Annotated in this window: 1 protein-coding gene; it reads left to right on the top strand. The window is 60.5% G+C overall.

The window, feature by feature from the left end; all coding sequences use genetic code 11:
• Positions 1-380 (top strand): EF-Tu/IF-2/RF-3 family GTPase (locus ABLO27_RS27100; protein ID WP_353037220.1); only part of this gene is annotated, 380 nt, incomplete at both ends.

Below are 380 nucleotides of genomic sequence, written 5' to 3'. Positions count from 1 at the left end.
TCTGCGCTTGCAGCTGTCGAGAACCGCGATGCGGCTATCGGCCGTGATGCGATCCGTGAGCTGATGGCTCAGGTTGACGCCTACATCCCGACGCCGGAGCGTCCGAAGGATCAGCCGTTCCTGATGCCGATCGAAGACGTGTTCTCGATCTCCGGCCGCGGTACAGTTGTGACCGGTCGTGTTGAGCGCGGCGTGATCAACGTGGGTGAAGAAGTCGAGATCGTCGGCATCAAGGACACCCAGAAGACGACCGTTACCGGCGTTGAAATGTTCCGCAAGCTGCTGGACAGCGGTGAAGCAGGCGACAACATCGGCGCACTTATCCGCGGTGTCGGCCGTGAAGAAGTTGAGCGCGGTCAGGTTCTGTGTAAGCCGGGTTC

The organism is Roseibium sp. SCP15, from assembly GCF_040329435.1.
Lineage (GTDB): Bacteria > Pseudomonadota > Alphaproteobacteria > Rhizobiales > Stappiaceae > Roseibium.
This window is presented reverse-complemented; position numbering and strand designations above follow the sequence as displayed.